This window comes from Gilvibacter sp. SZ-19 (assembly GCF_002163875.1).
Taxonomy (GTDB): domain Bacteria; phylum Bacteroidota; class Bacteroidia; order Flavobacteriales; family Flavobacteriaceae; genus Gilvibacter.
The window spans coordinates 47,790-72,963 of sequence record NZ_CP019333.1 but is presented as its reverse complement, the minus strand read 5'-3'; the positions used below and the strand labels follow the sequence as shown (position 1 = coordinate 72,963).

General features: G+C 41.0%; 26 protein-coding genes. All 26 read left to right on the top strand.

The annotated features are described in order from the left end of the window. The first annotated feature begins 4 nt into the window (after positions 1–4). Positions 5–1,075, top strand: coding sequence for a Wzz/FepE/Etk N-terminal domain-containing protein (locus BTO09_RS00350; RefSeq protein WP_087522758.1), 1,071 nt, complete (start codon positions 5–7; stop codon positions 1,073–1,075). A 10-nt stretch (positions 1,076–1,085) separates the two neighbouring features. Next, on the top strand, positions 1,086–1,880 hold the full coding sequence (gene cysQ, locus BTO09_RS00345) for a 3'(2'),5'-bisphosphate nucleotidase CysQ (RefSeq protein WP_087522757.1): 795 nt from the start codon (positions 1,086–1,088) through the stop codon (positions 1,878–1,880). 3 nt (positions 1,881–1,883) lie between these two features. Continuing rightward, positions 1,884–2,339 carry a DUF2061 domain-containing protein gene (locus tag BTO09_RS00340; RefSeq protein ID WP_087522756.1) on the top strand — a complete coding sequence of 152 codons (456 nt, stop codon included), beginning with the start codon at positions 1,884–1,886 and terminating at the stop codon, positions 2,337–2,339. Positions 2,340–2,341: 2 nt separating this feature from the next. After that, positions 2,342–2,941 carry an adenylyl-sulfate kinase gene (gene cysC, locus BTO09_RS00335; protein ID WP_087522755.1) on the top strand — a complete coding sequence of 200 codons (600 nt, stop codon included), beginning with the start codon at positions 2,342–2,344 and terminating at the stop codon, positions 2,939–2,941. Between the two features lies 1 nt (position 2,942). Further along, positions 2,943–3,848: a sulfate adenylyltransferase subunit CysD gene (gene cysD / locus BTO09_RS00330; RefSeq protein ID WP_087522754.1), complete on the top strand. Its 906-nt coding sequence runs from the start codon at positions 2,943–2,945 to the stop codon at positions 3,846–3,848. Positions 3,849–3,861: 13 nt separating this feature from the next. Then, on the top strand, positions 3,862–5,118 hold the full coding sequence (gene cysN / locus BTO09_RS00325) for a sulfate adenylyltransferase subunit CysN (protein WP_087522753.1): 1,257 nt from the start codon (positions 3,862–3,864) through the stop codon (positions 5,116–5,118). Between the two features lie 30 nt (positions 5,119–5,148). Further along, positions 5,149–5,874, top strand: a complete 726-nt coding sequence (locus tag BTO09_RS00320; protein WP_087522752.1) for a hypothetical protein — start codon at positions 5,149–5,151, stop codon at positions 5,872–5,874. Positions 5,875–5,878: 4 nt separating this feature from the next. Further along, positions 5,879–7,372 carry a hypothetical protein gene (locus BTO09_RS00315; protein WP_087522751.1) on the top strand — a complete coding sequence of 498 codons (1,494 nt, stop codon included), beginning with the start codon at positions 5,879–5,881 and terminating at the stop codon, positions 7,370–7,372. 55 nt (positions 7,373–7,427) lie between these two features. After that, positions 7,428–8,402, top strand: coding sequence for a GNAT family N-acetyltransferase (locus tag BTO09_RS00310; protein ID WP_087522750.1), 975 nt, complete (start codon positions 7,428–7,430; stop codon positions 8,400–8,402). Positions 8,403–8,515: 113 nt separating this feature from the next. Continuing rightward, entirely contained in the window at positions 8,516–9,757 is a 1,242-nt protein-coding gene (locus tag BTO09_RS00305) for an O-antigen polymerase (RefSeq protein WP_198356497.1), read from the top strand. A 40-nt stretch (positions 9,758–9,797) separates the two neighbouring features. Then, positions 9,798–10,565, top strand: a complete 768-nt coding sequence (locus BTO09_RS00300; protein WP_087522748.1) for a polysaccharide deacetylase family protein — start codon at positions 9,798–9,800, stop codon at positions 10,563–10,565. Positions 10,566–10,655: 90 nt separating this feature from the next. Next, a complete protein-coding gene (locus BTO09_RS00295) occupies positions 10,656–11,678 on the top strand; it encodes a glycosyltransferase (protein WP_087522747.1) in 1,023 nt (340 codons plus the stop codon). Next, complete coding sequence (locus BTO09_RS00290; RefSeq protein WP_087522746.1) at positions 11,675–12,418, top strand: hypothetical protein; 744 nt, start codon at positions 11,675–11,677, stop codon at positions 12,416–12,418. The genes BTO09_RS00295 and BTO09_RS00290 overlap by 4 nt, the downstream gene beginning before the upstream one ends. Continuing rightward, a complete protein-coding gene (locus BTO09_RS00285) occupies positions 12,408–13,052 on the top strand; it encodes a sulfotransferase family 2 domain-containing protein (protein WP_087522745.1) in 645 nt (214 codons plus the stop codon). The genes BTO09_RS00290 and BTO09_RS00285 overlap by 11 nt, the downstream gene beginning before the upstream one ends. After that, on the top strand, positions 13,052–13,756 hold the full coding sequence (locus tag BTO09_RS00280) for a sulfotransferase family 2 domain-containing protein (protein ID WP_087522744.1): 705 nt from the start codon (positions 13,052–13,054) through the stop codon (positions 13,754–13,756). The genes BTO09_RS00285 and BTO09_RS00280 overlap by 1 nt, the downstream gene beginning before the upstream one ends. Positions 13,757–13,765: 9 nt before the next feature. Then, the gene (locus tag BTO09_RS00275; RefSeq protein WP_157663382.1) at positions 13,766–14,443 is read left to right on the top strand and encodes a hypothetical protein; all 678 of its coding nucleotides are present in this window, start codon (positions 13,766–13,768) and stop codon (positions 14,441–14,443) included. A gap of 131 nt (positions 14,444–14,574) precedes the next feature. Beyond that, positions 14,575–16,065: a lipopolysaccharide biosynthesis protein gene (locus BTO09_RS00270; RefSeq protein WP_157663381.1), complete on the top strand. Its 1,491-nt coding sequence runs from the start codon at positions 14,575–14,577 to the stop codon at positions 16,063–16,065. A gap of 12 nt (positions 16,066–16,077) precedes the next feature. After that, positions 16,078–17,085 (top strand): glycosyltransferase, encoded by a 1,008-nt coding sequence (locus tag BTO09_RS00265; protein WP_087522741.1) that lies wholly within the window; start codon positions 16,078–16,080, stop codon positions 17,083–17,085. Positions 17,086–17,169: 84 nt separating this feature from the next. After that, the gene (locus tag BTO09_RS00260; RefSeq protein WP_157663380.1) at positions 17,170–18,258 is read left to right on the top strand and encodes a glycosyltransferase; all 1,089 of its coding nucleotides are present in this window, start codon (positions 17,170–17,172) and stop codon (positions 18,256–18,258) included. Between the two features lie 2 nt (positions 18,259–18,260). Continuing rightward, positions 18,261–19,274: a polysaccharide biosynthesis protein gene (locus BTO09_RS00255; RefSeq protein WP_087522739.1), complete on the top strand. Its 1,014-nt coding sequence runs from the start codon at positions 18,261–18,263 to the stop codon at positions 19,272–19,274. A gap of 5 nt (positions 19,275–19,279) precedes the next feature. Continuing rightward, positions 19,280–20,404: an NAD-dependent epimerase/dehydratase family protein gene (locus BTO09_RS00250; protein ID WP_087522738.1), complete on the top strand. Its 1,125-nt coding sequence runs from the start codon at positions 19,280–19,282 to the stop codon at positions 20,402–20,404. A 55-nt stretch (positions 20,405–20,459) separates the two neighbouring features. Continuing rightward, entirely contained in the window at positions 20,460–21,596 is a 1,137-nt protein-coding gene (gene wecB, locus BTO09_RS00245; RefSeq protein WP_087522737.1) for a non-hydrolyzing UDP-N-acetylglucosamine 2-epimerase, read from the top strand. Between the two features lie 3 nt (positions 21,597–21,599). After that, a complete protein-coding gene (locus BTO09_RS00240; protein ID WP_157663379.1) occupies positions 21,600–22,802 on the top strand; it encodes a glycosyltransferase family 4 protein in 1,203 nt (400 codons plus the stop codon). Continuing rightward, complete coding sequence (locus BTO09_RS00235; protein ID WP_087522735.1) at positions 22,799–23,416, top strand: sugar transferase; 618 nt, start codon at positions 22,799–22,801, stop codon at positions 23,414–23,416. The genes BTO09_RS00240 and BTO09_RS00235 overlap by 4 nt, the downstream gene beginning before the upstream one ends. After that, entirely contained in the window at positions 23,413–24,021 is a 609-nt protein-coding gene (locus BTO09_RS00230) for an acetyltransferase (RefSeq protein ID WP_087522734.1), read from the top strand. The genes BTO09_RS00235 and BTO09_RS00230 overlap by 4 nt, the downstream gene beginning before the upstream one ends. Beyond that, entirely contained in the window at positions 24,021–25,160 is a 1,140-nt protein-coding gene (locus tag BTO09_RS00225; RefSeq protein WP_087522733.1) for a DegT/DnrJ/EryC1/StrS aminotransferase family protein, read from the top strand. The genes BTO09_RS00230 and BTO09_RS00225 overlap by 1 nt, the downstream gene beginning before the upstream one ends. Positions 25,161–25,174: the final 14 nt, after the last annotated feature.

Here is a 25,174-nt window from a genome sequence, read left to right as displayed (position 1 = left end):
GTATATGATAAACAACGATCAAATCATACAGACCTTTTGGTCTAAGCGTTTTTTTATACTGAAGGTACTTTTCATCTTTCTGCTTTTAGGCTTAGTGGTGGCATTGTTCACACCCAAAAAATATATTTCTAAAACCGTCATTCTCCCTCAGGTTAGTTCACCTCAGGGATTGGGTAAGAAATTGGGTGGCTTTGCGCGCCTAGTAGGTATTGATATCGGTGGAGAGAACAAGAATGAGATCTATCCGACCCTGTACCCTGTGGTTGCAAAGAGCAATCCGTTTAGAAGACAAATTCTCAACACCTCGGTCAATAAAGGGAGTGGAGACAGTGAGACAATTAAGAACTATCTGAACAATGCGCGACTCAAGGGTCCTGGAGATTACGCCAAGGAATACACCTTAGGCCTCCCTTCTAAAATAGTGGGCTTGTTCAAATCAGAGGATGGAAATGTATCGATTCAAGCAGATTCATCGCTGTTTAGTTATTCCAAGGATGAAAAGAAGTATTTCGATTATTTAGAGGAGAATGTCACTGTGGCGTTCAATGAAGTAGAAGGTTATATCGAGATCCAAGCGATAATGCCAGATGCTTTGCCAGCGGCACAGCTTACCAAAAACGTTCAGGAGTTACTTCAGGAGTATATCATTGAACTTAATATTTCTAAGGCGAAAGACGAATTGGCTTATTTAGAAAAGCGTGTTCAAGAAGCTGATTCTGTTTATAAAGAAACCCGGGACCGTTTCGGAAGCTTTAGAGATAGAAATAAGAATTACATTTCATCGGTGACAGAGAATCGCTATGAAGTGTTGCGCACCGAGAATGAATTGGCTTATAATGTTTATTCTCAGCTAGCAAGCCAATTGGAGTCTGCCAAATTACAGGTAAAACGCGACACCCCAATTTTTACTGTGTTAAAGCCGGTCACAGTTCCCTTGGAACCAGCTGGCCCAAATAAGGCCTTGATCATTTTTATCTATTTGTTCTTTGGGTTCCTTTTCAGCTCGGCAGTAATAATTAGCAAATTGTATTGGCCAGAAATAAAGGCCAGATACCTCAGCAGCCCAAAATCTTAAAAGCTACTTGATGCAAGATCATTATATAACCGCAATAAAGGCGGCCTTAGAAGCTGGAAATGCTATTAATGAAATTTATCAGCGGCCCTTCGAAGTTGAAATCAAAGCCGATAATTCTCCACTTACCGAGGCAGATCAAAAGGCCAATGCTATTATAAATAGTTATTTGGAACCCACTGCTATCCCAATTATAAGTGAAGAGAACAAGCAAATCGATTATGCGGATCGGAAAGATTGGCAGAACTGCTGGATAGTTGATCCTTTAGACGGCACCAAGGAGTTTATAAAGCGCAATGGTGAGTTTACTGTCAATATTGCTATGGTCTATCTAGGTAGACCAAAATTCGGGGTGATATATGCACCGCACACCAAAGCTCTTTATTTTGCCGATGTTGATGGTGAATGGGCCAAAAAGGTTATGGTTCCTGAAACCTATACTTCTGTAGAGGAGCTGTTAGCACTAGCCCAGGAGATCTCGCCAGATTCAGATCATAAATTAATGAGAATCGTTGGTTCTCGATCGCATTTGAATGAAGAGACCAAGGATTTCATTGAAGACTTGACCACCTTAAAAGAAAAGGAGATAGTTTCTAAAGGTAGCTCTCTTAAGTTTTGTCTGGTTGCCGAAGGCAAAGCAGATGTTTACCCAAGATTTGCACCAACCATGGAATGGGATACGGCTGCAGGCCAAGCCATTTGCGAAGCTGTTGGCGTTCATGTTGTTGCTTTGCCATCCAATAGTCCTATGCGTTATAACAAGGAAGATCTTCTTAACCCATGGTTTTTGGTCACCAAGGAACTATAGGTCATGACCAATTACAAACAAGAATCACATTACCGTAGCCTTTTAAAAGGTATTACTTGGCGTATCATAGCCACAACCGACACAATTTTGGTGGTTTTGTTGGTTACTTGTTTAGCTGGTGAATGCAGTCTGGAAGATGGATTAAAGATCGGCTTTATAGAGTTTTTCTTAAAGCTAGGTATCTTTTATGTTCACGAGCGTATCTGGCAAAAGATCCTCTTTGGGCAGCGTATTACCAAAAAACGCACCCTGATGAAGACCATATCGTGGCGTGTGGTAGCCACGACTACTACTTTTATCATTGCTGGTGCTGTTTTAAATGAATTCGACACTATAGCCTTGTATATTGCACTCACTGAGTTGTTTACTAAATTTGTACTTTATTATTTCCACGAAAGACTTTGGTTAAAATTGCCTTTGGGAAGAATACGTCAGTATCTACAAAAACGCATTAAATAATTATGCAAGAGAATATCGTTCCACATAATTTCGGGATCGGCCAAAAAGAGCGCGAAGCACTTAAAGGGCATAAAGGTATGCTGCTTTGGTTTACAGGTCTTTCGGGTTCTGGTAAATCTACGGTTGCTAATGCCGTAGAAGAAGAGTTACACCGCATGGGCGTTCACACCTATATTTTAGATGGAGATAACATCCGTAGCGGTATCAATAAAGATCTCAGTTTTGCCCCAGAAGATCGCAGTGAGAACATCAGGCGCATTGCAGAGATCGCCAACCTTTTTGTAGATTCTGGGACTGTGGTCTTGGCAGCCTTTGTGTCTCCTTATAAAAAGGACCGCGAAATGGTGAAAAGTGTGGTTAAAGATTTTAACTTTGTCGAGATTTTTGTAGACACCCCTTTGGAGGAGTGTGAACGTCGTGACGTTAAAGGTCTTTACGCTAAAGCGAGACAAGGTTTGATCAAGGATTTCACTGGGATCAACGCCCCTTACGAGGCTCCGGAGCAACCGGACATCCGAATAGACACGACCCAATCAAATATAGAAGAATCTACGGCACAGATTGTAACTGCAATACGTGTCAAGTTAGAACTTAAGAACTAGCATGAGCAAGTACTATTTAAACTACCTCGACGAATTAGAATCTGAGGCCATCTTTATCTTAAGAGAAGTATGGGCACAGTTTCAAAATCCGGTCATCCTTTTTTCTGGAGGAAAAGACTCCATAGTGGTGACCCATTTGGCTAAAAAGGCCTTTTATCCAGCACCTGTACCGTTTCCTTTGATGCACGTGGACACCGGTCATAATTTCCCAGAGACCATTCAGTTTAGAGATGATCTGGTAAAAGAGATCGGAGCCCAACTTTTGGTCGGTTCTGTGCAGGAATCTATCGATCAGGGTAGAGTGGTAGAGGAACGCGGAAAGAACGCTACGCGTAATGCCTTGCAGATCACAACGCTATTAGATGCTATTGAATCTCATAAAGTTGACTGTGCTATCGGCGGAGGGCGACGCGATGAGGAAAAGGCTAGAGCTAAAGAGCGTTTCTTTTCACATCGCGATGACTTTGGCCAGTGGGACCCAAAGAACCAGCGTCCGGAATTGTGGAATATTCTCAACGGAAGACATTTTGAAGGGGAGCATTTTAGAGCCTTCCCTATCAGTAACTGGACAGAAATGGACGTTTGGAACTACATTCAACGCGAGAACATCAAGATCCCGTCCTTGTATTTTGCGCACGAGCGTAAAGTGGTTTGGAGAAGCAATTCATGGATCCCTGTTTCTGAATTCTTAAAGCTAGAAGAGGGCGAGAAGGTCGAGACCAAGAAGATCCGTTTCCGTACGCTAGGTGATATAACAATTACCGGTGGTATTGAGTCTGATGCAGATACGGTAGAAAAGATCGCTATGGAGGTATCTGCCATGAAGCAGACTGAACGCGGAAATCGTTCCGACGATAAACGCAGTGAGACTGCTATGGAAGATCGCAAACGTCAAGGTTACTTTTAATCAATAAGGATTTATGGAGATCAGCAACAATCAACTGTTAAGATTTACAACAGCCGGAAGTGTCGATGATGGAAAAAGTACCCTCATTGGACGTCTCTTATACGATAGTAAAGCCATTTTTGAGGATCAGCTCGAAGCCGTTTCTCACACCAGTAAACGCAAAGGACACGAAGGTGTTGATTTGGCCTTATTTACCGATGGTCTGCGCGATGAGCGTGAACAAGGGATCACAATTGACGTAGCCTACCGCTATTTCACTACCCCTAAACGCAAATTCATCATTGCAGATACCCCTGGACACATTCAGTACACCAGAAACATGGTTACTGGAGCATCTACGGCCAATGCTGCTTTGATCTTGATCGATGCGCGTCACGGAGTTATAGAACAAACAAAAAGACACGCGTTTATCGCCTCTTTACTACAGATCCCTCACGTGATCGTTTGTGTGAACAAAATGGACTTGGTAGACTACCAGGAAGAGGTCTTTACCAAGATCATTGCACAGTTCGAAGAGTTCTCTTCTAAGCTGTTGGTAAAGGATATCCGTTTTATTCCGATCAGTGCACTGAACGGAGACAATGTGGTGAATCGCAGCGAACATATGGATTGGTACAAAGGGGCACCCTTGCTTCACGTACTGGAGAATATGCATATTTCGAGCGATCTTAACAAGATCGATGCGCGTTTTCCGGTTCAGACAGTTATCCGTCCGCAGCGTGAAGGATTCATAGACTACCGCGGATATGCAGGTCGAGTGGCCAGTGGTATTTTACGTCCTGGCGATGAGGTAACTGTAATGCCGTCGGGATTCACCTCTACGATAAAGAGTATAGATACTTTCGATGGAGAAGTGGAAGAGGCTTTTGCACCCATGTCTGTGACCATTACTTTAGAAGACGATATCGACGTGAGTCGCGGAGATATGATCGTAAAGACCAATAACAAGCCAGAATCTACACAAGAATTCGACGCTATGCTTTGTTGGTTGCACAATAATCCAGCTCGTCCACGTGCTAAGTATACCTTGATGCATACTTCTAATGAGCCTAAGGCGATGATAAAGAATGTGTTGTACAAGATCGACATCAATACTTACAACAGAGAAGAAGAGGATCTTGAATTCAAGATGAACGATATAGGCCGTGTGACCATTAGAACGACAAAACCCGTGCTTATAGACGAGTATCGCGATAACCGCATTACCGGAAGCTTTGTATTGATAGACGATGCCACCCACGAAACCGTGGCTGCAGGGATGATCTTATAGCGTTATTCTTTCATTACTAAATCTGAACTTATGAAACCCCTTAGGTATTACAAAAATTACCTATTGCAACACAAGCTAAAGTACCTTTTACAGAAATGGCCTGAGCTCTACCGGCAGATCCAACTCAGAAGGTATAGGGATCAGCCCAATTACAGCCAGATCATATCTCCGGATTCAGATATTCTTATTGAAGGTTATCCAAGATCGGCAAATAGTTTTGGTACTAAGGCATTCAAGTTTGCCAATGGTACAGATACCTATAAGATAGCGACTCACTTACATGTCTATTCTCAAGTCATACTGGGAATACGTTACAAAGTTCCTACCATGGTTATGATTCGTCACCCCTATGATTGCGTTATTTCTTATGCCGCCATGGTGAGCGATCTGACCAGTTACGAGCAGTTTGTTAAGAGTACAGATATTTCTTGGTATCTGGAAGACTATATTGTTTTTTACAAGAATTTGAAGCCCTATAAAGGCCAGTTTCTATTAGCGAGCTTTAAAGAGGTCTCTACAGACTATGGCAAGGTGATGGAGTCGCTCAATGATATGTATGGCGTAAACTTCATTCCTTTTGAGCATACGGATGAAAATGTTCAAACTGTTTTTAGTATATCTGACACGCACTTATCTCCTTCACCACACCGCGAAGCTATAAAGAAGAAATTCGTGGAAGAAATGGACGCACTCAAAGAGACGAAAATGTACAAAGAGGCCTGCGATCTATACGACTACTGGGTGAAATCTAAGTAAGCAAATGTCTAAAAAATTAGAGAAGTCGTTCCTGTATAAGGCTATACACATCGGGGTACTGATGACGTATAACTTACTACTTATTCCGGCGCTTCTCAAGTTTTGGGATTTAGAGGTCTACGGAATTTGGATTGCATTATATGTGGTATTCAACCTGATCAAGGTTTTTGAACTAGGACATAGCACTTTTGTGGGCAACGAGATCAATCGGATCGTTCATACAGATGCGCTCAAAGCAAAGCACGTTCTAGGTTCTGCAGTTAAGGCAAATTTTATTGTCGCTGCCTTACAACCACTTACTGTACTGCTTATCTATAAGCTAAACTTGATGAGCTTTTTCTTAGATGATAATATTGACCAACAAGAGGTAGTACATGTATTGTTGATTCTTTTTGCTTATCGCTTTGTTTTAGGGTCCTTTAGAAATCTAATTCAAAAGGTCTTAAACCCATTTGGCTTGATTTACAAAATGTTTCAACACGCCATAATAGAGACCATAATAGAGTTTTGCATTTTGGTGATTGCAGCCTACAGCAAGATGACTCTCATAGAATTGGCGCTGCTGTGGTTTGCCGTAAAGACCGTCATGTCTCTTTTTATGTTGTATGACCTAAAACGAATGCTGCCTGAGTTCTTTCCTTGGTGGAAACACGGGGATTTTAAGACAGGCTTGCGAGATATGAAAGCCTCTTTTAGTTTTGCTTTGAGTAACTTCTTAGATCGCTTGGGTAACGATGGTATTGTCTTGCTTGTTAGTGCGTTTGTTGGAACCACCTTCTTGCCGCTATTCACGGCTACCCGCACGATAGTGAATTTTGGTCTAAAGCTTTCTGATTTCTTCTTAACTCCACTAGCGCCAGAAATGATCAACCTTTTCAGTCAGGCCAAAACAGAATTGATAAAGAATATTTTTAGAGCCTATTGGTTCTTCTCGAGCTTCTTATTGATAATCGGATTTGTCAGTTCGCTTTTCTTTATGGATTGGTTGTTTGCTGTTTGGACAAGTGGCAAACTGGAGTTCAATATAGAGCTCTATTGTTTCTTGGCTTTTATTTTCTTAGTAAAGAATTACGGTAAGGTCTTGGTAGTGTTCTTTACTAGTATCAACAAGACAAGTGTAATTCTTTGGACCACGATTATTCGAATAGTTGTCATTTACGGATTAACCTTTCTTTTGTCGGAGTATGATATTATGGCCATTTTATTCTCTATGTTCATCGCAGAATTTGCAGTGGTGAGCTTGTGGTTGCCGGTATTTTCTTTACGTCTATTTAATATCCGCGGAGTAGATCGATTTAATTTCTTTACCAATCTTGTAACAGCCTTATTAGTAGGGCTCTATTTCTTATTTTATATTGAAGGATATTTTGTCTTGAGTGGAATTACAATTGTTTTGGTGGCTGGCTTCCTTTTTAGGCAATATCAATTGATTTCTCCGGATTTGCGAGAAAACATTTGGTTTAGATTAAGGCAGTTGACAAAATTCATTCGGATTTGAACGGACTTGTCGTAAATTCGTAGTAATCCCAATAAACACTAGCGCTATAATTACAATGCAAGCAACGCCTGAGAGATTGGACTATTTTATTTTTGATCCGAAGCAACACGATCATTTCGTAGATGACTTTCTGATCAAGGCAAGCAAGGCCCATAAACACGAGAAACGATCTCGCGATTGGTTTTATTGGAAATTCTTTGCTAATCCTTATGGAGACTCCATTCTAGCCTGTGTTGCCACTAAGACCGAGCTGGTGGGCTGCGTGGCATATGGGAAACAACCATTTCAGATCGATGGAGAGAAGTACGAAGGAGTACTCTCTTTTGAAACCTTTGTAGATCCCGCCTTTCAGGGGCGAGGCTTATTTTCAAAGCTTATTAAGTTCGCAGAAGAAGAAGTGAAGCGACAAGGGGTCAAGATCATGCTGAACTTTCCTAATTCGCAAAGTCTAAGAGGTTTCATTAAGAAGAATTGGCAGCCTTTACCCATTAGCGCTTATTATCTACGTCCACGATTGAGTTTTAATCTGCTTCGAAACTTTTCAAAGATCCGAACCCCCTTTGTGCCGCTTGCCAGCAATTTGGAAGTCATCAAGGATCAATTTCCGAAGCAATTCAATTACAAGTATAAAGCGAGCCATGAGCCTGTTGTAACGGCAGATTACATCAACTATAGATTTTTCAGTTTTCCAAATGCTCATTATCTGGTTTACAATGAGAATGATACCTTTGCCGTAGGTAGACTGGGCAAGCGGGCCGAGCTGACAGAACTACAAATTTTAGTGTTCAATTCGCCCGAGCTGTCCAAGAAATCCATGCGTGCAATGTTGCGTTATTTTAAGACTCAGACCAAAGCAGATCTTATTAGTTATCCAAGCTCTGTAAATAGTGTGTTACGCGGTTTATTAAAAAAACTTGGCTTTATCAAGGTGCCGAATAAAGCTAATGTCTGCTATAAAATTCTGGATGAGAATATTAATCCGGATATGAACAAATTAGAATTGTCGGCAATTAATTTTCACACCTATTAATAAGAGGGTTTATCGCAGAAAGAATCTTCATATGGTTTAGTGTTATAGTTCTTTCTATCTATACATTACTAGAGCACGATTATTTGCAGCTTGGGCATGTATATTTTTATGTATTGACCTTATTTCTGGCCGTTGATGTTCTTAGAGTGCGTAAAATTAACCTGTTACATGTGTGGGTGTCGGCCTTTATTTTCATAATTCTATCAGAGATAAATACCTCTGCATACTTAGCCTACTATGAGAATATTTTGACCACTTCGCAGTTCTTTTTGCTCGCAAATAATATGGTCATCCTAGGTTATTTTAGTAATAGTAAACAAGTAATTGGGAAACAGGGCGAAACAGAGAACACACATAATAAACTCAGGAAATCTGCCTTGTTTTTTATGATCGGGCTTACCGTCCTTTACGTAGTCAATACATTTCCTTTTGCTATAAAGTCTTATGTGTTCGGCCGGGCCTTTGCCGTGAGCGAGTCAGGCGGTGGCTTTGTGGATTCTATAATCAGTTCTTTGGCTTATGTACTGCCTGCTACTTATGCCTATTATTTCATGAAACTCAAAAAACCTAATTTGGTTTGGCCTTTATTGCTATCTATACCAATTTGGTTTTTGCTGTTTCTAATCGGAACACGTTTCCATTTACTTTTCTCTGTTTTGGGCTTAGTCATAGTAGGACTGTCTCTGCGCAGCACTAAATTGAGCACTAAGAATTACGTTTTTTTGGGTCTTGGAGCGATAATGTTCTTGTTGACTAGTATTATGATGAAACAATCCCGAACTGGCTTGAATCCTCAAGGTACGGTTAACATTAGTTTGGACGATTCCAAAAGGACCTTACCTCAAAAAGTTGGAGCTTTCGGCAGTAATGAGTTGGTTGTAGATATCACCACCAAATTATTGAAGTATTATGAAGATCCGACAGTAAAGCATCAATATGGAAAAGCCAGTAGTTTTATATTATACTTTTGGGTGCCGAGGGCAATTTGGCCCGACAAACCTACTATGTTAGGTTATTGGTTTATTCGCAAGGTTCAAGTAGTGAGTGAAAATCACAGTGCTTCTCTAGGTTTTACTGGGGAGCTCTTTGTAGACTTTGGCTACTTTAGTTTAATAGTAATATTTCTGATTGGATGGGCGCTCAAATCAAGTGAGAACTTCTTTATAAGATGTACCCGATCTAAGTCCTTAGACTTGGTCATTGGAGCAATGTTCTATCCAATGATATTCTTCTTTGTGCGTTCTCCCGTAACCTCACTGATGTCATTTATTGGTATTTTGGCCTTGTTCTTTATTCTAAAAAAGTTTTTCTATCAATCCGAAAATAAAGCTGAAGTAGTAAACCAAGTGGCCTAGAACTAGCATAATGCTTTACTCTATTTAGCACAAAAAAATTATGAGAGCACTTATTCGCGATGTTTATTTAAGAGTCTTTGGAACGCTCAGACAACCTGTTAAAGGGGTACATATCATAAACAGTCATCATGTTACTCCCGCTACTCCTGGACAAGAAAATGCGAGGATCATGCATGAATTTCTTGCACATCTGAATCAGTTTGCGACATTTATCAGTCTGCCAGAAGCAGTGAATAAGATAAAGGATAAACAAACCGACGATGCCGTGTATATGACCTTTACCTATGACGATGGCTTTGAAGAGTGCTATGATTATATCGCTCCTGCCTTAGAAGCTTTTAATACACGAGGAACCTTCTTTATCAATGCGAATTATCCCGAATCGGATATGGAATACCAAGAGGGTTTCAATGAGCGCGTAGTAACCTTTACCAAAAAACCGATGAACTGGGAACAGATTAAATCTTTACACCAGCGGGGACATTTAATAGGTTCCCATACCTTAGATCACTTTAATCTGGCCGAATTGGACGATAATGAGATAGACTTTCAGTTGCGCGAGAACAAGCAGATCTTGGAGCAAAAATTAAACTATCAATGTGAGCATTTTGCCTGGACCTATGGTGGTATGCAGCATTTTCCCGATAACGCCTTGAAAATCGCAATGAATTACCACAAGTACATCTATAGCGGTACAGATTTCAAGCATTATTTCAGTCGGGATAAAAAGGTCTTGAACAGAAGGCATCTTGAAGCAGACTGGCCCAAGTCGCATTTGGATTATTTTCTTTCGCATAAGCGGACTTGATCATCGTGTTTATTTAAAGGCGAGACTAGGTAATGAGGCTTAATTACTTATTTTTGCGCTAAGGTTATATCGCAAATCAAATATTTTAGAATGATTCTTCTGGACGCCATTTACATCAATCAAAGTGGAGGCAAAGTGCTCTTAGATTACCTGATCGAGGTCTTTGAGTCAGAGCATTTGGATTGTTTCTATTTGCTCGATGCGCGTTTAGAGAACGAATACCCAGAGCTGGCTGCAGACCGTTGCATGTATATGCCAGCAAGCCTGTTGAAGCGTCATCGCTTTTACAAAAAGCACAAAGATCGTTTTGAAAAAATATTGTGCTTTGGAAATTTACCCCCGTCGGTAAAATGTAAAGCAGATGTATATACTTTCTTCCACCAATCACTTTACCTGAAAGTGCCAGAGAACGTTGGGCTTCGTCAGCGTTTAATGCTAAAGCTTAAATCAAGGATTCTCGGTGGCCTGATCAACAATACGAACTATTTCTTGGTTCAAACACCGACCATAAAAAAAGGCTTGATCAAACGGTATAATCTAAAAGAGAGCAAGGTGTGGACCATGCCATTCTATCCATCCTTACCCGAACCAGATCCGAGTATCAAAGCAGTTGAGAATACTTTTATCTATGTGAGTAGTGGAGCTGAGCATAAGAATCATCCAAGGTTATTAGAAGCCTTTAAGCAATTTTACCAGAAGTACGGTAAGGGAGAGCTTATCGTTACCATACCAGAATTTTTTCCGGATGTATACGAGCAAATCCAAGGCTTGCAAGAGCAGGGTATACCTATCAAGAACATTGGCTACATTTCTCATGATGAGTTAAGTTCTCATTATGCAGCTGCTCAGTATATGATTTTCCCTTCTTTGGCAGAATGCCTGCCTCTTGGTTTGGTGGAATCAATGCAATTCGATCTAAAAGTCTTAGCTGCCAACCTAGATTATACTTATGAAGTCTTAAAGCCTTCGGTAAGTTTTGATCCGCTCGATAGTCAGGCAATCTTCAAGGCTTTCGAAAGAACCTTGAACGAAGAGCTGCCAAAAACAGAACCCGTTGTGAGCAATCAAATTGGAAAAATTGTAGAACTCATGCGACCAACTTCTCCGGTATGAACAAAGTGCTGATCACCTCACAAGGAAGAACAGCCACTTTAAGTTTAAATCAAGGTTTGGATAAAATTGGCGGTGTTTGCAGTTTTCATGAAAGGCGCTCAACAGATGTTCCTTTTTTGTTCTACAGTCAGCAAGATCAATACCGCACAATTACTCAAGATTACCTAAAAGAAGAAGATGCCTTTGCATCAACACAAGATCAAGCGCATTTTGTGGCTGTGAATCCTTATTTTAGATTTGTCGGTCAACAACTGAGAGATAATTTTGGCTGGCAGGTGGCTCATTTGGTAAGACATCCAAAAACCTATCTTGAAAGTGTTTTCCAGCGTTCTATTTTTACAAGAGATGACAAAGGTTTGCACCAGCTGCCTCAAGACAATGATAATTTCTCTATCCAATGGAATAATGCCACGCGATTCGAAAAGCTGTGTTGGTATTATGCAAAGACACTCAGTTATTTTGCTCAAACTGACATCCAATGGTTTCAATACGAAGCTGTTGTGGCCCACCCTTCTGGGCTAAACAATTTGTTGACAGCAGTCGGTTTACCAGAAGTACCAGCAGATTTTGAACTTCCTAGGACCAACGTTGGCCCCTCAATAAAAACAAAACTCATACGGACTTTGCGCAACCAGCAGATTCCAGCTCCGTTGGATTGGGGTGAGTTGACCACTCGAGAACAAGAAACTTATGCCTCCTTTTTTGAACCTTTAGCGTCTTATTTTAAGTATGATCTATAAGGATTGGTATATCTATCAACACGTTTATCTTGCTTGGATTCGCTCTAGGGAAACCAAAAAGTATCTAAATCAAATAGCGCAGGGTGAGAAACCGCTATTTATTCATATCAATAGGACGGGAGGTAGCTCAATTGCAGCTGGCCTGGGTATTACGGCTATACATTTTACACTGGAACAATACGAGCAGCTTTGGAAGCAGAGGTATAAAACCGAACTTCCACTTGAAACTCCGGTGGTGACAGCGGTAAGGAATCCTTATGACAGAACGGTCTCCCAATATTATTATCGCCTAAAGCACAATCAAAACAATTTGTCGAAATTAGGGTTGTCTTTTCAGGACTGGCTTCACGAAGTACACATTGCTCAAAACCCGGCTTTTAGGGACAGGGAAATCATGTTCATGCCACAAAAGAACTGGATCTCCAGCAAGCAGAATTATACTGTATCTTTTATTCGTTTTGAACAACTTCAGCAACACTACCAAGCAATATTGGGGCATTATGGGATCAAACCCCTACCTCACAAAAAAGCTTCGGACAAACCAGATTTTCAAAGGGTATTAGATGAAGAGAGTCGCGCATTGATAAGGCAGGTATATCAAGAAGACTTCAATACTTTTTCCTATCAAAGCTAATGTGGATTCCCAAGGATAATATCGTATTTGTACATGTGCCAAAGGCTGCAGGACAAAGCATGGAGAATGCATTGTTAGATCATTTAGGTAAAGATCGTTCTAAAAACGGTCCTGAGTTCCTATTAATGAAGAATGACAACCCAGATTTAGGTCCTAAAAGATTGGCGCATTTGAGCGCAGAAGAGTATGTCAATTTAGGTTATCTGACTCAAGAAGAATTTGACAATTGCTTTAGTTTCGGATTTGTCCGCAACCCCTTCGATAGGGCTGTTTCCCTATACCGTTACAGTGGTTTGGCTGCCCTGATCAGTTTTAAGAGTTTTGTTAAAGATTATCTGGAAATCTTAATCAAAGAAGATCATTGGTTTTACCGACCGCAAACCGATTTTTTATTTGGACAAGATGATGCTATGGCAGTGCAGTTCGTTGGTAGATTTGAATCGATCCAGACCGATTGGGCGAATTGTTGTGAAGCAATGGGTCTCCCACTTTTGTCTTTAAAAAGAGACAATAAAACCCAGGACACCAAGCTGTTATCTCCAAAAAGTCTGAGATGGTTCCTTCGTTTTCCAAGCTTGATCACGCGCCTCAGTTTAAAAAAGACCTGGGATAGCTCTTATATGGATTTTTACGACCTGCAGACCAGGACGATGGTTGCTGGTTTATACGAACGGGATTTTAGATTATTGAATTATTCGATATAAACGCTTCCAATGATCATATCTCATCGTCATAAATTCATATTTATAAAAACGCGTAAGACCGCAAGTACGGCTATGGAGATCGCCTTGAGTAGTATCTGCGGTCCTATGGATGTTTTGACACCGCTATCGGGTAATGACGAGCAAGTCAGATTTGAATTCAGTAAGCTGAACGCTCAAAATTTCAAGTTGTCTTTTAAAGACTTGAGCCTTGGAGATTGGTTGCGCTTTATAAAACGACAACATTTGCCTCAACACACTAATCATCAATCGGCAAAATTGACAAAGCAACGTGTTGGTAATAAGCTTTGGAGCGAATATTTTACCTTTTGCCTAGAACGCGAACCCTATTCTAAAGTGCGTTCGCATTACCAGTGGTTAAAAATGCAAGGGCGTTGTACCAACCCAGAAGATTATGCTAAAAAACAGTATTTTCGAAAGATCCAAGGTAGTCGGCTTTATGCTGATTCTACCGGAAAAGTGATGGTAGATAAGGTGTATCAAATGGAATCCATGCACCAGGTACTTAATGATATTGAAAAACGGCTGCAATTAGCGCCAAAGACTTTGCAACTTCCCCCTAACAAAGTCAAAAAAAGTGTAGCTATAGAAGCTACAGAAGAAACCGCATTAAGAGCGTATTACGAGCAACATCTAAAGCCTTATTTTGAATTAGAGGGTAAATTCTAGGTCGATTAAATGTTTAAATTTATCGCGTAACGAATTCCCAACAGCGGTTTGTTCATTTAGAGGTTTGTTTTATTCGGAATTATGCTATTTTTCGCTCAGATGCATGATCAATTATAGATACAAAAAAGAACGTGACCGATAAACTCAGTAAATCCTTTAGCTATAAAGCACTGCAAACAGTGGGGTTTACCCTGTATTCGCTATTGCTCATCCCCTTGCTTATTCGTTATTGGGACACTGCAACCTACGGAAGTTGGATAGCCATTTATGCACTCTACAACCTTATTCAGGTCATTGAATTTGGGCATAATACATATGTGGGGAATGCTTTTAACTCCCTAGTTAATACCGATAAGTTAGCCGCCAAGCGGATTTTGGGCTCAGCATTTAAGGTCAACGTATTAGCAGGGGTCCTTCAAATGTTGGTGATCTGGGTCATCTACTCCATTGGGGCTTTTGGGTTTTTTATTAAGACCGATCTGCCAGACAAAGATATCGCAACCATCTTAACACTGTTGTTTCTTTACCGTATCCTTATTGGGGCTTACAGAGGACTACTCATTAAAATTCTGAACCCTTTTGGGTACATCTATAAATCGTATCAATTCTCTTTAGTTGAAAGACTAATAGAATTCATAGTGTTGACCTCTGCTGCATTCTCTGGTATTTCATTAATAGATCTCGCTTGGATATGGTTTATTGTCAAGTCACTCTATTCTATAGGCATCATGATTTATATCAAAAAGCTATTGCCAGAGTATTTTCCTTGGTGGAGTTATGGAAATCTCAGCTTGGGATTGAAAAATTTTGTCAAATCCTCGGCATATATGGTTTCTACCTTTTTGAATCGCTTTGTAAGTGACGGGGTTTTGCTGATAATATCTCCTTTACTGGGAACTGAGTTTCTTCCGGTTTTTGTTGCTACACGTTCTATTGTCAATTTTAGTGTCAAAGTTGGTGATGTTATTTTGAGTCCGCTTGGTCCAGAACTCATAAATCACTATGCGAATAAGTTCTATGACAAACTCATGCGAATATTCAGCTATTATTGGTCCTTTACCGGAACTCTTTTAGTTCTTGGCTTTGCACTGTCTATTTTCTTTATAGAACCCATTTTTGAAATCTGGACTGGAGGTAAACTTAAATTCCGCCCGATTCTTTTCTTCGGTCTAGTGGTTGCAGCCTTGTTGCGAAATTATGGCGCTATATTGTATACTTTCCTAATGGGGATCAATAAAGCAAGAGTTGTTGTTATAACAACCTTACTTAGAGCCTTGATCTTGGTCTTGGGAATCTTTCTACTGTACCCATATGGAGTGAAAGGTTTAGTTATTTCCTTCATTGCGACAGAGTTTATTACAAGTATTCTCTGGTTGCCTATATGTTATGTGAAATCTATGGATCAACCGGTTAACAACGCCAGTTTCTTTTGGGTCAATCCTTTAGTTGCAGCACTTTTAGGATTCTTTTTCTATCTGGATCAAATAAATGCTTCATGGTTTTGGTTAGTACTGGTACTGTTAAGCCTTATTGTTTTGCTTTTTTGGCAATTCAAACGCATAGAAAAAACGGCTAAAACCAGATTGAGTTCTTTGCTGCAGCGAATACAAAAATTATCTTAGTGGACAGACTGCATGAAGATCCATTTTATATATCGCAAGACAAATCCCGGTAATTACAGCATTGAAAGCATTTACGACCAATTGCTCAGCTATTGGAAGAAACATCCAGAACACGAGATAGATCCCATTAAGGTCCAGCTGAATTACAATTACGACCTTGGAGCTTTTTTGCGGTGCTGGTTTGGCAGTCTATTGGGAAATTACAAGTGTATTCATGTTACTGGTGGATGTCATTATATGATGTTGGCTTTTCCGCGAGCAAGGCGTATTTTGACCATTCACGATCTCGTGCGTTTTCAAGAACCCAAAATGCGTTTCTGGGGCCTTTATCGTCTGTTGTTTTATACGCTTCCCATCCGTTTCAGCCACAAGATCATTGTAGTTTCAGAGGCTACTAAAGCGGTCCTGGTGAATCAGTATCCTAAAGCTAAGGACAAAATAGAGGTTATAGACAATCCCTTGCATCCTTCTTTTATTGAGGCTGGTAAGAAATTAAATTCTGCCGCAAGGCCAAATAAACCTTTACACATTCTACAGATAGGAGACAAGGCACTTAAGAATTATGAAAGACTTTTAGAAGCTACACATCGGCTACATGTTGAATATACTTTCATACATGCAAATACCGAACGCATAAAGACCCTTTTAAAACAGTATAAGCTCAATGATAAGGCACGGATACTATCGGCCTTGAGTCAAGAAAAATTATTACAAGCCTACTGTGAAGCAGACGTTCTATTCTTTGCTTCTCAGGCAGAAGGCTTCGGTTTACCGCTTATTGAGGCACAGGCAATAGGGTTGCCTATTATTACTTCAGATCGCCTTCCAATGAAAACTCTTGCTCCTTATGCGCTGTTGGTAGATCCGAACAGTGCGGACCAAATTAGATCGGCTGTTCAAAGCATTATAGAAAAAGGAATAAATAATAACCAGCTGCAACAAGCGAAAAATGAAGTGAGTCGATACGAGGTCAAACACATAGCAGAAGCTTATAGGAGCGTGTATTTACGGTTTGCATAATTTTTTAAGTCGTTCTTTCTTTGTTAATTTGCTGCGGAGAACATCGCAGATTGTTTCTCAAAAGCTTGTAAATATTTCGAGGCGTTGATCACTATACTAACACCGCATTTTCCACCCATTTCTGAATTTGGAGGTCCTAATAAATCACTGGCAGGTGTATGTAGTCTTTTACACAAGCAAAAAACGCCTTATCGAGTTATCGCTAAGTATATGCGGCATGCTCACAGTGACGCCTTAAAGGATTTTGACAATCCGAACATCAGTTTTAAGGACCGCATTAAGATAGGAGAGCTCAGGCAACAATTCATCGCTTCTGAGGTTATTTGGATCAATACGCTATACAGTTATTCATTTTCGGTTTTACCAGCTTTAGCGCTTTTATTCACTCCAAAACGCAAGGTAGTTCTATCACCTCGCGGCCAGTTGCTAAAAGGAGCATTGAATACCAAAAAACACCTTTATCTGCGCTTGTATAAATGGTGTCTCAAACTCGCAGGGCACAAATACTATGTTCATTATTCTAACGAACAGGAAGCTCGTGATAGTTATGCCATCTTTGATGATTTTCAACAGGTGATCTTCAACAATTTGGTTTCTGGAGAAGTTCTATCCGAACAGCTATCAGCAAGAGACAAAGAAAAATTTGTTCTGGGGTATTTTGGTCGAATATCGCCTATAAAAAATATTGAGTTTTTACTGGAGTTATTGAAAGTCTTACCAGATAATGTTGTCCTTGAGGTCCATGGTACCCAATCAGAGCCGCGCTATATTCAACGATTAAAAGAACAGGCAGATCTCCTTGATATTTCTTCTCGCTTAAAGTTTTGTGATAGTTACAATAAAACTACCTTTGCAAAACACGTACAGCAGGTGGATCTGATTGTAATACCCTCTAAATCAGAGAGTTTCTGTCATGTCTTTTTCGAGGCTATTGAGTCCCGAAAGTTGGTGTTGGCAAGTACGGGACTACCGTGGTCTGCAGCTAATAAGGCGGTGCCTCGAACTTTGTTAGATTTAGACGTGTCAATATGGAAGGAGCGTATTGAGGACTTGATGGATACCGATGCAAAGACGTATCGCCAACAACAAGACAAACTAGTTGCCTATTATATGGAAGTATTCGAGACGACAAAATCGGATACCTTAAAAGGAATTAAAGAGTTTTTAAATTAGCTATGCAATTAAAAGGTAAAAAACTATTAATAACCGGAGGAACCGGTTCTTTCGGAAACGCAGTTTTGGAGCGTTTTCTAAATACTGATCATTTTTCAGAGATCAGAATCTTTTCTCGTGATGAAAAGAAGCAAGACGACCTCAGACGTAAACTGTCGAATCCGAAGGTGAAGTTCTACATTGGAGATGTGCGAGATTATACCGCAGTATTAAATGCGATGCGTGGGGTAGACTATGTGTTTCATGCTGCTGCCTTAAAACAAGTGCCATCTTGCGAATTCTTTCCGGTGGAAGCTGTTAAGACCAACGTACTCGGTACCGAAAATGTATTAGAAGCCGCTATTACCAATAATGTGGCCAATGTGGTTGTACTAAGTACAGACAAAGCTGTTTACCCGATCAACGCCATGGGAATCTCTAAAGCCATGATGGAAAAAGTATTGGTTGCCAAGTCTAGAAATGCAGGCAATACTGTGATCAGTGGAACTCGCTATGGTAATGTTATGGCTTCTCGCGGTTCTGTTATTCCTTTATTTGTCGAGCAAATAGAGCAAGGTGCACCGCTTACTTTGACCGATCCGAATATGACTCGCTTTATGATGACCTTAGAAGACGCTGTAGATCTAGTGCTCTTTGCCTTTAACAATGCGCGTCCTGGAGATATGTTCGTGCAGAAAGCTCCTGCAGCTACTATAGAGGTCTTGGCTCAAGCAGTGAAAGAATTATATCAAAGTGATTCTGAGATCAAAGTGATCGGTACGCGTCACGGAGAGAAATTGTACGAATCTCTTTTAACACGCGAGGAGGTTATCAAGGCAGAAGATCTTGGCGATTACTACCGTATTCCTGCAGATAATCGCGATTTGAATTACGCCAACTATTTCTCAGAGGGAGAGGTTGATATGAGTACGATAGAAGATTACCACTCTCACAATACCGAGCGCTTGGATGTAGAGGGAATGAAGAAACTGTTGCTCAAGTTAGACTTCATCAGAGAAGATATCGCAAACCAATAAACCCTATGAAACGAGTTGGGATCACCGGACAGGCCGGTTTTATCGGGCAACACCTATTCAACTATTTAGGAACAAAAGACGAGCAACAGATCTGTCGTGTTCCTTTTGAGCGCGCTTTGTTCGAAGATGCCGACCGCTTGGCAACTTGGGTAGCGAGCTGCGATGTGATTGTGCATATTGCAGCCATGAATAGACACGAAGATCCGCAGGTCATCTACGACACCAATGTGGGTCTTGTTAAAAAGCTGATCGCTGCTTGCGAGGCTACTGCTTCTAAACCAAAGATCATTTTCAGTTCCTCAACACAAGAAGAACAAGACAACCTTTACGGGCAATCTAAAAAGGACGGCCGTGAGTTGTTGGAGCAATGGGCTGCCTCTAGCGGGGGAAGCCTTACCTCATTGCTTATTCCAAACGTATTTGGACCTTTTGGGAAGCCGTTCTACAATTCCTTTGTTGCGACCTTCTGTCACCTGCTCAACAATGGCGGTACGCCAGAGGTGCATCAAGACGCCGAGGTCTCGTTGATCTATGTGAACGATCTTGTAGCTCACTTTTTTGAGCATATCACCAACGGTGAATCCGGAGTGAATTTCCACAAGATCCCTGCACCTGTACAGCAGTCCGTTAGGCAGGTGCTAAAAAAATTAGAAGGTTTTAAAACCGCATATGTTGAAAACGGACAAGTTCCAGACATTAGCGAGGCCTTTGATAAAGACCTGTTTAACACCTTCACCTCTTACATCCCAAAGGACTACTTTCCAAGAAAGTTTGTAAAGCATACCGACAATCGCGGAGCTTTTGTAGAGATCATGCGGGCCGGAACATCAGGGCAGTCGTCTTATTCCACAACGGTACCTGGAATCACAAGAGGCAATCATTACCACACCAGAAAGGTGGAGCGATTCGCAGTGATAAGCGGAAAGGCTTGTATCAAACTTAGAAAAGTTAATACGGATAAGGTCTATGAGTTTTATTTAGACGGGAACGAACCTGCCTATGTTGATATGCCCATTTGGTACACGCACAATATCACCAATATTGGCGATGATGAATTGATCACCTTGTTTTGGATCAACGAACCTTATGATCCGGAAGACCCAGATACCTATTTCGAATCCGTAGATTAATTGCTGCGGATTGTAAAGATTAACCCCTATTTTTGCCACAGAAAACCCAGCAGAGATGAAGCAGCTAAAAGTTGTCACCGTAGTAGGAACAAGACCAGAGATCATCAGGCTTGCTTGCGTAATGAAAGCACTTGATGCAAATCCAGCCATTGATCATATTCTAATTCACACTGGACAAAACTACGACTACGAACTCAACGAGATCTTTTTCGAAGACCTTGGCATTAGAAAACCAGACCACTTTTTAGGTGCAGCAGGAAAGAATGCTACAGAAACTGTAGGGCGTATTTTGATAGGAATAGACCCGCTATTGGAAGAAATCCAGCCAGATGCCTTTTTGGTCTTAGGAGACACTAACTCTTGTCTGTGTGCTATTCCGGCTAAAAAACGCAAGATCCCTGTGTTTCACATGGAAGCTGGTAACCGTTGTTTTGATCAGCGTGTACCGGAGGAGACCAACAGAAAAATCGTAGATCACGTAGCAGACATCAACCTGACCTACAGTGATATCGCTAGAGAGTATCTGCTGCGCGAAGGACTTTCGCCAGATCGTGTTATCAAGACCGGAAGCCCTATGTTCGAGGTGCTTAATCAGTTTCAAGAAAAGATCGCCGCTTCAGATGTTTTGCAACGCTTAGATCTGAAAAAGCACGAATATTTTGTTGTTTCAGCCCACCGCGAAGAGAACATCAGCAATCCGAAGAACTTCGAAGGACTAATTATTTCGCTAAACACCATAGCTGAAAAATACGACTATCCCGTAATTGTTTCGACCCATCCGCGTACACGCAATATGCTAGAAGCAAAAGAGGTCAAAACACATAAGAACATACAGTTTTTAAAGCCTCTTGGTTTTAGTGACTACAACGCCTTGCAGGTTAATTCTTTTGCAGTGTTATCAGACAGTGGTACAATTTCCGAAGAGTCTTCGATCTTGAATTTTCACGCATTGAACATTCGTGAGGCTCATGAGCGCCCAGAGGCTATGGAAGAAGCTTCTGTAATGATGGTTGGTCTGCAGCCAGAACGTGTGCTACAAGGGCTTGCTGCTTTAAGTTTACAGCAGCGCAATCCGCAGCGTAACTTCAGACAAGTTGCCGATTACAGCATGCCAAACGTTTCAGAAAAGGTGGTTCGTATTATTATTTCATACACCGATTATATCAACAGAGTGGTCTGGTCAAAAGCCTAAACTTTGAACAAGAAGTTACTATATCTTTCCTTTGATTTTCCAAAGATTGGTTCTGGGAATAATCTTTATACTGATCTTATGGAAGAGTTTAAAGGTCGGGGATATGAGGTCTATGTAGTGGCCTGTGCTAATAATGAAGACGACATAGGTTACGCCGTAGAAGGCGGCTTACATGTGATCAGGGCTAAAGTGCCGGAACATCAGAATGTTGGAAACATAAAAAAAGGCTTAGCCATTTTGACTATGCCGTATGCTTATCAGCGTGCTATAAAAAAGCATTTGCCAAAGAGCATTGAATTTGATCTGATCATCATGCCGACTCCGCCTATTTCGCTCGCTTCGCTTGCAGCGCGCCTAAAGAAAAGGTATAAGGCTCCTGTATATCTAATACTGCGTGATATTTTCCCGCAGAATGCAGTAGATCTTGGCTTTATGAGTGATGGAGGAATTATGCACCGTTTCTTTAGACGAATGGAGCGCAAATTATACGCTACGGCTAATAAGATCGGATGCATGTCACCTGGGAATATCGCTTATGTAAAAGCCCACAATCCTGAGGTAGACCCTAACAAACTGCATTTATTACCTAATTGGCAAGCTCCTCACAATTTTGACCGTTCACAGAGAGTAGCTCTTAAAAAGGAAATGGGATTAACCGGTAAGTTTCTTTTGTTCTTTGGAGGAAACTTGGGCAAACCTCAGCGCGTAGAGAATTTAGTGGAACTTGCAAAGTCCTTGTCTCACAGAAGCGAAGTTTTGATCTATGTTGTCGGGCGAGGCACAGAAGCGGCCAAATTGCAACAATTAATTGCGCAAGCTAATATTGACAATATCCTTGTTAAGGATTTTGTTCCTAGAAAAACGTATTTTAAGCTAATGCAAATGGCAGATGTTGGATTGATCTCTTTAGACGAACGATTTACCATTCCAAATCTACCGTCAAAGTCACTGACCTATTTTAATGCGGGTATCCCTGTAGTGGCGGTAATAGATCCTGTTACGGATTTTGGTACTTGGTTAGAGGATGAAATCGGAGCGGGCTTTTGGACAACAAGAGATAAGATAGAAGTAGCGGCTAATAAGATCGAAATGTTAATTGATCAACCTGAAATGGCAAAAGAACTCGGTGAAAGAGGTTATACCTACTATATGGAGAACTTGCTTCCTGAGCATACTTATGCGACTATAACTGAACAAGTGCAATGAAAGTATATGTTCTTTTTATAAAACCGATCGCGGATATCCTAGTCGCTAGTTTGGTCTTTGTGGTTTTATTACCCATTTTCTTTGTACTCACTATAGGTCTTTTAATAGCTAACAACGGAAAGCCATTTTTTATTCAAATACGCCCGGGAAAATCGGAACGCCTATTCAAAATTCTCAAGTTCAAAACGATGAATGACAAGAAAGATGCCGATGGAGAGCTGCTACCGGATGTTGATCGCCTGACACCAATAGGCAAATTTGTGCGTAAGACCTCCTTGGATGAGATCCCGCAATTGCTTAATGTCATTAATGGTGATATGAGTTTGGTGGGGCCACGACCGCTTTTGCCTGAATACCTCCCGCTTTATAATAGTTCTCAAAAGAAGCGCCATGAGGTTAAACCCGGGATCACTGGATGGGCTCAAGTCAATGGTCGCAATGCTATTAGTTGGGATGAGAAACTGGCTTTAGACAGTTGGTATGTGCAAAACATTTCAATGGGCTTGGATATTAAAATTTTGGTTAAAACGGTTTTTAAAGTGCTTGCTTCTAAGGACATAAATCCGAAAGAAAAGCCAACCATAGAAAAATTTACAGGATCTCCAGAATCATGAAAAGACATTTATTTGGTGCATCAGATCAGGCAAGAGTTATAGCACACCTAATGAAGGTGAATGGTCTAACCTTGGACGGGGTTTGGGATCACAACAAAACTATAATTGATTTCGGAGAGATCAAGGTACAACACGATCTAAGTAAGGGCGAGTTTGGCCCTGAGGATCAATTTCATATTGGGGTAGGAGATAATCGCAGCCGAAGTGTCATATCGAAGCAAATCGAACAAGATTTTTTCAGCATAATTCATCCAAGTGCCATCGTTGAATCGACAGTTAACATAGGTGCGGGTACTGCAGTCCTTGCTGGGGCTGTTATCAATACAGATGCAGTAGTTGGGCAACATTGTATAATAAATACTGGAGCAGTCGTCGAACACGATTGTATACTTGCAGATTTTGTGCATATTTCACCCAACGCTACCTTAACTGGACGTGTAAGTGTTGGGGAAGGTACCCAAGTAGGAGCTGGAGCCATTGTTCTTCCTGGGGTCTCTATAGGTGCTTGGGCTACCGTTGGTGCTGGATGTGTAGTTTTAGAGGATATACCTGATAGCGCTGTGGTTGTTGGAAATCCTGGTAGAATAATAAAATACAATAATTGATGAGCCAACCTTCTAAAATTTGGTTGTCCTCTCCGCATATGGGAGGGACTGAACAGAAATACGTCGACGAGGCTTTTGCCCAAAATTGGATTGCACCTTTAGGGCCGAATGTAAATGGTTTTGAAAAGGCCATCGAGGATTATTTGGGTCCTGGGAATCACACGGCCTGTCTTTCTTCAGGCACAGCTGCTATTCATTTGGCCTTACTGCATGCAGGTGTAACTGCCGGCGATGAGGTTTTATGTCAATCCTTTACTTTTTGTGGAACTTCCAATCCAATAGTATATCAAGGAGCCAAGCCTGTATTTGTAGACTCAGAACCGACCACTTGGAATATGAGCCCAGAGCATTTAGAAGCTGCTATAACATCGCGTATAGCTGCTGGTGTAAAGCCAAAAGCAGTATTGGTTGTTCATTTATATGGCATGCCAGCACAAATCGATAAGATCGAAGCGATTTGTAAGGCGCATGATATCTTTTTAATAGAAGATGCAGCTGAGGCCCTTGGATCTAGCTATAAAGGTCGAAAATGCGGAACCTTTGGTGATCTGTCCATTTTGTCTTTTAACGGTAATAAGATCATTACAACATCTGGTGGTGGGGCATTGGTTTGTCGCAATCCGCAGCAAAAAGAAAAAACAGTCTTTTGGGCCACACAAGCCAGAGACCAGGCTCCGCATTATCAGCACTCTGAAATCGGCTATAATTATCGCATGAGTAATATAGTTGCGGGTATAGGTAGAGGACAAATGGAGGTGTTGGACAAACATGTTGAACTCCGAAGAAAAAACAACGAATTCTACCGGGAGATCTTTGCCGATTCGGACATGGTAGATGTATTGGTAGAATCCACAGAAGATGCCTACAGCAATCATTGGTTGTCCGCTATACGCTTTAAAAAGTCGGACGATCGGTTGAATAACGAAAAATTACGTATATTTTTGCAAGCAAATAACATAGAAAGCAGACCTTTGTGGAAACCAATGCATCTTCAGCCGGTTTTTGAAGGAACCCGATTTTTTGGTGATGGTACTGCAGAAGAGTTATTTAAAAAAGGATTGTGCATGCCTTCTGGTTCCAATTTAACGGATGCTGATAGGGACCGGATAAAACAGGCGATACTTCAGTTTATGAAGTAGCAATAGCATGCGAC

Bases quoted from the DNA above. Each gene is read 5' to 3' on its own strand.
- BTO09_RS00350 (WP_087522758.1), top strand. From the start codon at position 5: ATGATAAACAACGATCAAATCATACAGACCTTTTGGTCTAAGCGTTTT.
- cysQ (WP_087522757.1), top strand. From the start codon at position 1,086: ATGCAAGATCATTATATAACCGCAATAAAGGCGGCCTTAGAAGCTGGA.
- BTO09_RS00340 (WP_087522756.1), top strand. From the start codon at position 1,884: ATGACCAATTACAAACAAGAATCACATTACCGTAGCCTTTTAAAAGGT.
- cysC (WP_087522755.1), top strand. From the start codon at position 2,342: ATGCAAGAGAATATCGTTCCACATAATTTCGGGATCGGCCAAAAAGAG.
- cysD (WP_087522754.1), top strand. From the start codon at position 2,943: ATGAGCAAGTACTATTTAAACTACCTCGACGAATTAGAATCTGAGGCC.
- cysN (WP_087522753.1), top strand. From the start codon at position 3,862: ATGGAGATCAGCAACAATCAACTGTTAAGATTTACAACAGCCGGAAGT.
- BTO09_RS00320 (WP_087522752.1), top strand. From the start codon at position 5,149: ATGAAACCCCTTAGGTATTACAAAAATTACCTATTGCAACACAAGCTA.
- BTO09_RS00315 (WP_087522751.1), top strand. From the start codon at position 5,879: ATGTCTAAAAAATTAGAGAAGTCGTTCCTGTATAAGGCTATACACATC.
- BTO09_RS00310 (WP_087522750.1), top strand. From the start codon at position 7,428: ATGCAAGCAACGCCTGAGAGATTGGACTATTTTATTTTTGATCCGAAG.
- BTO09_RS00300 (WP_087522748.1), top strand. From the start codon at position 9,798: ATGAGAGCACTTATTCGCGATGTTTATTTAAGAGTCTTTGGAACGCTC.
- BTO09_RS00295 (WP_087522747.1), top strand. From the start codon at position 10,656: ATGATTCTTCTGGACGCCATTTACATCAATCAAAGTGGAGGCAAAGTG.
- BTO09_RS00290 (WP_087522746.1), top strand. From the start codon at position 11,675: ATGAACAAAGTGCTGATCACCTCACAAGGAAGAACAGCCACTTTAAGT.
- BTO09_RS00285 (WP_087522745.1), top strand. From the start codon at position 12,408: ATGATCTATAAGGATTGGTATATCTATCAACACGTTTATCTTGCTTGG.
- BTO09_RS00280 (WP_087522744.1), top strand. From the start codon at position 13,052: ATGTGGATTCCCAAGGATAATATCGTATTTGTACATGTGCCAAAGGCT.
- BTO09_RS00275 (WP_157663382.1), top strand. From the start codon at position 13,766: ATGATCATATCTCATCGTCATAAATTCATATTTATAAAAACGCGTAAG.
- BTO09_RS00265 (WP_087522741.1), top strand. From the start codon at position 16,078: ATGAAGATCCATTTTATATATCGCAAGACAAATCCCGGTAATTACAGC.
- BTO09_RS00255 (WP_087522739.1), top strand. From the start codon at position 18,261: ATGCAATTAAAAGGTAAAAAACTATTAATAACCGGAGGAACCGGTTCT.
- BTO09_RS00250 (WP_087522738.1), top strand. From the start codon at position 19,280: ATGAAACGAGTTGGGATCACCGGACAGGCCGGTTTTATCGGGCAACAC.
- wecB (WP_087522737.1), top strand. From the start codon at position 20,460: ATGAAGCAGCTAAAAGTTGTCACCGTAGTAGGAACAAGACCAGAGATC.
- BTO09_RS00235 (WP_087522735.1), top strand. From the start codon at position 22,799: ATGAAAGTATATGTTCTTTTTATAAAACCGATCGCGGATATCCTAGTC.
- BTO09_RS00230 (WP_087522734.1), top strand. From the start codon at position 23,413: ATGAAAAGACATTTATTTGGTGCATCAGATCAGGCAAGAGTTATAGCA.
- BTO09_RS00225 (WP_087522733.1), top strand. From the start codon at position 24,021: ATGAGCCAACCTTCTAAAATTTGGTTGTCCTCTCCGCATATGGGAGGG.